Here is a 4,079-nt window from a genome sequence, read left to right as displayed (position 1 = left end):
GAGCCGGGCGGGCCGTGGAGCCGGGCGGGCCGTGGAGCCGAGCGGGCCGTGGAGCCGGGCGGGCCGTGGGCCCTGTCGCGGTTCGCGGCAGGGCCCACGGGCGGGTCGCACGGGTCAGGCGTCGGCCTTCTCCGGCTTCGACTCGTCCCCGGTCGCCTCGGTCGCCTCGGCCTTCTCGGCGTCCCCGGTCTCCCCGTCCGCCGTCTCCTCGGCGGAAGGCGTGACCGTCTCGGCGGTCTCGTCCTCGTCCGACAGGTCCACCGGCTCGCCGTTCGTGTCCTTGATCGTCGCGGACTCGACCACGACCGCCAGCGCCTTGCCGCGGGCCACCTCGCCGACCAGGACCGGCACCTGGCCGCCCTCGACGACCGCCTGCGCGAACTGGTCCGGGCTCATGCCCGAGGACTGGGCGCGGCGCATCAGGTGCTCGGTCAGCTCTTCCTGGCCGACGTTCACCTGCTCCTTGCCCACCAGCTCGTCCAGGACGAACTGGGTGCGGATGCCGCGCTCCGCCTGCTCCTTCAGCTCGGTCTCGAACTCCTCGGGGGTCTTCTCCTGGAGCTTCAGGTAGCCCTCCAGGTTCATGCCCATCTGGGCCAGCTGGTGGTTCTCCAGGTTGTGCCGGCGCGTGGAGATCTCCTCCTCCAGCAGCTTCTCCGGCACCGGGATCTCCACCAGGCCGAGCAGCTCGTCCAGCACCTTCTCCTGGGCCTGCTGCGCCTGGTCGTAGCGCTTCATCTGCTCCAGCCGCTTGCGGCTGTCCGCCCGCATCTCCTCCAGCGTGTCGAACTCGCTGGCCATCTGGGCGAATTCGTCGTCCAGCTCCGGCAGCTCGCGCTCGGCGACCTGGGTCACCTCGACCTTGACCTGCGCCTCCTGGCCGGCCGCGGAGCCGCCCTTCAGCTCGGAGGCGAACGTCGCCGAGCCGCCGGCCTCCAGGCCGGTGACGGCCTCGTCGACGCCGTCGAGCAGCTCGCCGGAGCCGATGGTGTACGTCACGCCGCTGGCGACGCCGTCGTCCAGCACCTCGCCGTCGACGCTGGCCTCCAGGTCGAGGGTGACGACGTCGCCGTCGGCCGCGGCCCGCTCCACCGGCGTGGTGGAGGCGAAGCGCTCGCGGAGCTGCTCGACCGACTTGTCGACGTCCTCGTCGGGCACCTCGACGGCGTCGACCTCGACGCTGATGCCGGCGTAGTCCGGGATCTCGAACTCGGGACGGATGTCGACCTCGGCGGTGAAGGTCAGCGTCTCGTTGTCCTTCAGCTCGGTGATGTCGACGTCGGGCCGGCCCAGCGGCTTGAGGTCGCCCTCGTTGACGGCGTCCTCGTAGAGCTTCGGCAGCGCGTCGTTGACGGCCTCCTCCAGGACGGCGCCGCGACCGAACCGCTGGTCGATGATCCGGGCCGGGATCTTGCCCTTGCGGAAGCCCGGCACGGTGACCTGCTGGTTGATCTTCTTGTACGCCGCGTCGAGGCTGGGCTTGAGCTCCTCGAAGGGCACCTCGACAGTGAGCCGAACCCGGGTCGGGTTCAGGGTCTCCACGGCGCTCTTCACGGTCGGTCTCCTTGGGATGGCGTCTGGGAAGTGCTGTACTTCTTCTGGACTTCTTGTGGCTGCGTCCGGCTTCCGGCAGAAGCGTGGAGCGGCCCGGTCCAGGCACGCAGGAACGCAGCTTGCATAGTACCGGTGCCGGGTCCGCTCCCCATAAAGGGACCTTCGCGCCGAAGGTCCCTGCCGCGGTCGGGGTGGCCGGATTCGAACCGACGACCTTCCGCTCCCAAAGCGGACGCGCTACCAAGCTGCGCCACACCCCGCATGTGCGAGCAGTAGGGTACATGGCCGCGCAGCCGCATCGCCGCCGATTACGTCCCTGGTGACGCCGTACGCGGCCGATGCGCGGCCCGTACGCGGGATGCGGCGGCACGCGCGCGTGCACGCGCGGCCGGGCGCCCGAGGGTATAGCGGCGTGCGGGACCGGGGGCGCAGCGGCTACGATGCAGGGCGTGCCACCCGCCGCGGGTGGCGCCTGCGGGTGTAGCTCAATGGTAGAGCTCCAGCCTTCCAAGCTGGCTACGCGGGTTCGATTCCCGTCACCCGCTCCGTGCGGCGGCCGGGGTCCGGGCCGCGCCGCGTCCGTCGGGACGTGCGCAGGCCGGGGCCCCGGCCGTTGACGTGTGCGCGGCGGCCGGGTCGCCCCGGAGGGCGGTCAGGTGCCGATGTCGCTGATGCTCTGGCTTATTTCGTCGAGGGCGTCCTGGATGTCCGGAGCGGCGCTGGTGGACGCCAGGAAGAAGCCGAAGAGCACCGCAACGATCGCCGGGCCCACCTTGATCGAGCCGCCACGGATCAGCACGACCAGGATGATCCCCATCAGCAGCACCAATGACAGTGAGATAGCCACGCCCTGATCACCCCTAGGTTCTCGTTCACCCACCCAGGGCACCCGCCGCCCGCACACCCCGGTGGATCCATCGTGCCACCAAGAGGTGCACGGGGGTGCGTGGGATGCCCAACTGGCTGATATCTCGCGCCCCTTACACCGATCTGCGCCCACGGCGCGCGCGGAGCGCCGTACGCGGGGCGCCGTGCGGCCTCCGCGCCGGTGGCGCGCCCATGCGGTCCATCCCCGGCGGCGGGCCGGGGGAAACCGGAGCGGCGAATCCGAATTCCGTGATCCAGGGGCATGGATTTACGCAATGTGCAGTACGCGGACGGGCGTTGCGGGCCGCCGCATTTCCCCATTCGCGGCACATCCATGCATGACGAAACCGGCCGAAAGAAGATCGGTGGACACGCCGAAGTTTCGTGGCCCTATGTCCGATTCATTCAGGACAAACCTGGCATACGATGATGCCCGCTGACCTCGCTGTCCTTCTTCCCGCCGCGGAAATTGCCATTATCGACTTCGAATTTACGGGCCCGACACTCGGACGCTATGGTGCCGACGATGTTCCGATCCCCCCTCGACCCCAACCCGCCGGTGCGGTTCCGGGTTCCGCCGCCGGACTCGTACCTGGAGGCTTCGTGACCCACACGCCGCAGACCGCGGCTCGTCCGGCCGGCGACTCCGGCAAGCCGAAGGCCCGCGACCCCTTCTTCGACAACGCAAAGTACCTGGCCATCGTGCTGGTCGCACTCGGTCACGCATGGGAGCCGCTGCGGGACGACAGCCGCGCCGCGTCCGCGCTCTACATGCTCGTCTACTCCTTCCACATGCCGGCGTTCATCCTCATCTCCGGCTACATGTCGCGCTCGTTCGACCTCGGTCGGCCCGGGCGCGTGCAGCGGCTGGTCACCGGCGTGCTCGTGCCGTACGTGATCTTCGAGACCGCGTACACGTTCTTCAACCGCTGGGCGGGCGACGTGCCCGGCTACCGGATCAGCATCCTCGATCCGTGGTATCTGACCTGGTTCCTCATCGCGCTGTTCGTCTGGCGGATGACGACACCGCTGTGGAAGGCGGTGCGCTGGCCGGTCCCGCTGGCCCTGCTCATCGCCATCGCCGCGTCCATGAGCGACACCGTCGGCAACGACCTCGACCTGCAGCGCGTGCTGCAGTTCATGCCCTTCTTCGTACTCGGCCTGATGCTCAAACCGGAGCACTTCGACCTGGTGCGCAGGCGCGAGGTGCGGCTGCTGTCCGTGCCCGTGGGCCTGATGGCCGCGGTCGTCGCCTACTGGGCCGTGCCGCGGATGAACGCCGGCTGGTTCTACCACCGCGACTCCGCGCAGGAGTTGGGCGCGCCCATCTGGGCGGGGCCGGTCATGACGTTCGCGATGTTCGGCTGCGCGCTGGTGCTCACGGTGTGCTTCCTGGCCTGGGTGCCGCGGCGCACGGTGTGGTTCACGGTGCTGGGCGCCGGCACGCTGTACGGCTACCTGCTGCACGGGTTCCTCGCCAAGGGCTCGCGCTTCTGGGGCTGGTACGACAACGACTTCGCGCACACCCCGCTGGGCGCCCTCGCCGTGACGGCGATCGCGGCCGCAATCATCACGGTGCTCTGCACCCCGCCGGTGCGGCGGATGTTCCGGTGGGCGATGGAGCCGAAGATGGACTGGCTGTTCAAGTCCGATCCCGG

General features: G+C 69.5%; 3 protein-coding genes and 2 tRNA genes. 2 read left to right on the top strand and 3 right to left on the bottom strand.

The window, feature by feature from the left end:
- Positions 1-114: 114 nt before the first annotated feature.
- Both tig and H5J30_RS20515 read right to left on the bottom strand, forming a co-directional pair.
- Positions 115-1,554 carry a trigger factor gene (gene tig / locus H5J30_RS20520; RefSeq protein ID WP_181788863.1) on the bottom strand — a complete coding sequence of 480 codons (1,440 nt, stop codon included), beginning with the start codon at positions 1,552-1,554 and terminating at the stop codon, positions 115-117.
- 186 nt (positions 1,555-1,740) lie between these two features.
- A tRNA-Pro gene (locus H5J30_RS20515) sits at positions 1,741-1,814 on the bottom strand.
- A gap of 214 nt (positions 1,815-2,028) precedes the next feature.
- Here H5J30_RS20515 and H5J30_RS20510 point away from each other — a divergent pair.
- Positions 2,029-2,099 (top strand) — tRNA-Gly (locus H5J30_RS20510).
- A gap of 107 nt (positions 2,100-2,206) precedes the next feature.
- On the opposite strand, the gene H5J30_RS20505 is transcribed toward H5J30_RS20510, so the two are convergent.
- Positions 2,207-2,401 (bottom strand): hypothetical protein, encoded by a 195-nt coding sequence (locus H5J30_RS20505; protein ID WP_018834270.1) that lies wholly within the window; start codon positions 2,399-2,401, stop codon positions 2,207-2,209.
- A 623-nt stretch (positions 2,402-3,024) separates the two neighbouring features.
- On the opposite strand from H5J30_RS20505, the gene H5J30_RS20500 reads away from it, so the two are divergent.
- Positions 3,025-4,079: acyltransferase family protein (locus H5J30_RS20500; protein WP_181788862.1), on the top strand; the 1,055-nt coding region annotated here is incomplete at its 3' end.

Source organism: Streptomyces phytophilus, from assembly GCF_013870535.1.
GTDB lineage: Bacteria > Actinomycetota > Actinomycetes > Streptomycetales > Streptomycetaceae > Streptomyces > Streptomyces phytophilus.
The sequence above is the reverse complement of the archived record's forward strand: the minus strand, read 5'-3'. Positions and strand labels throughout refer to the sequence as shown.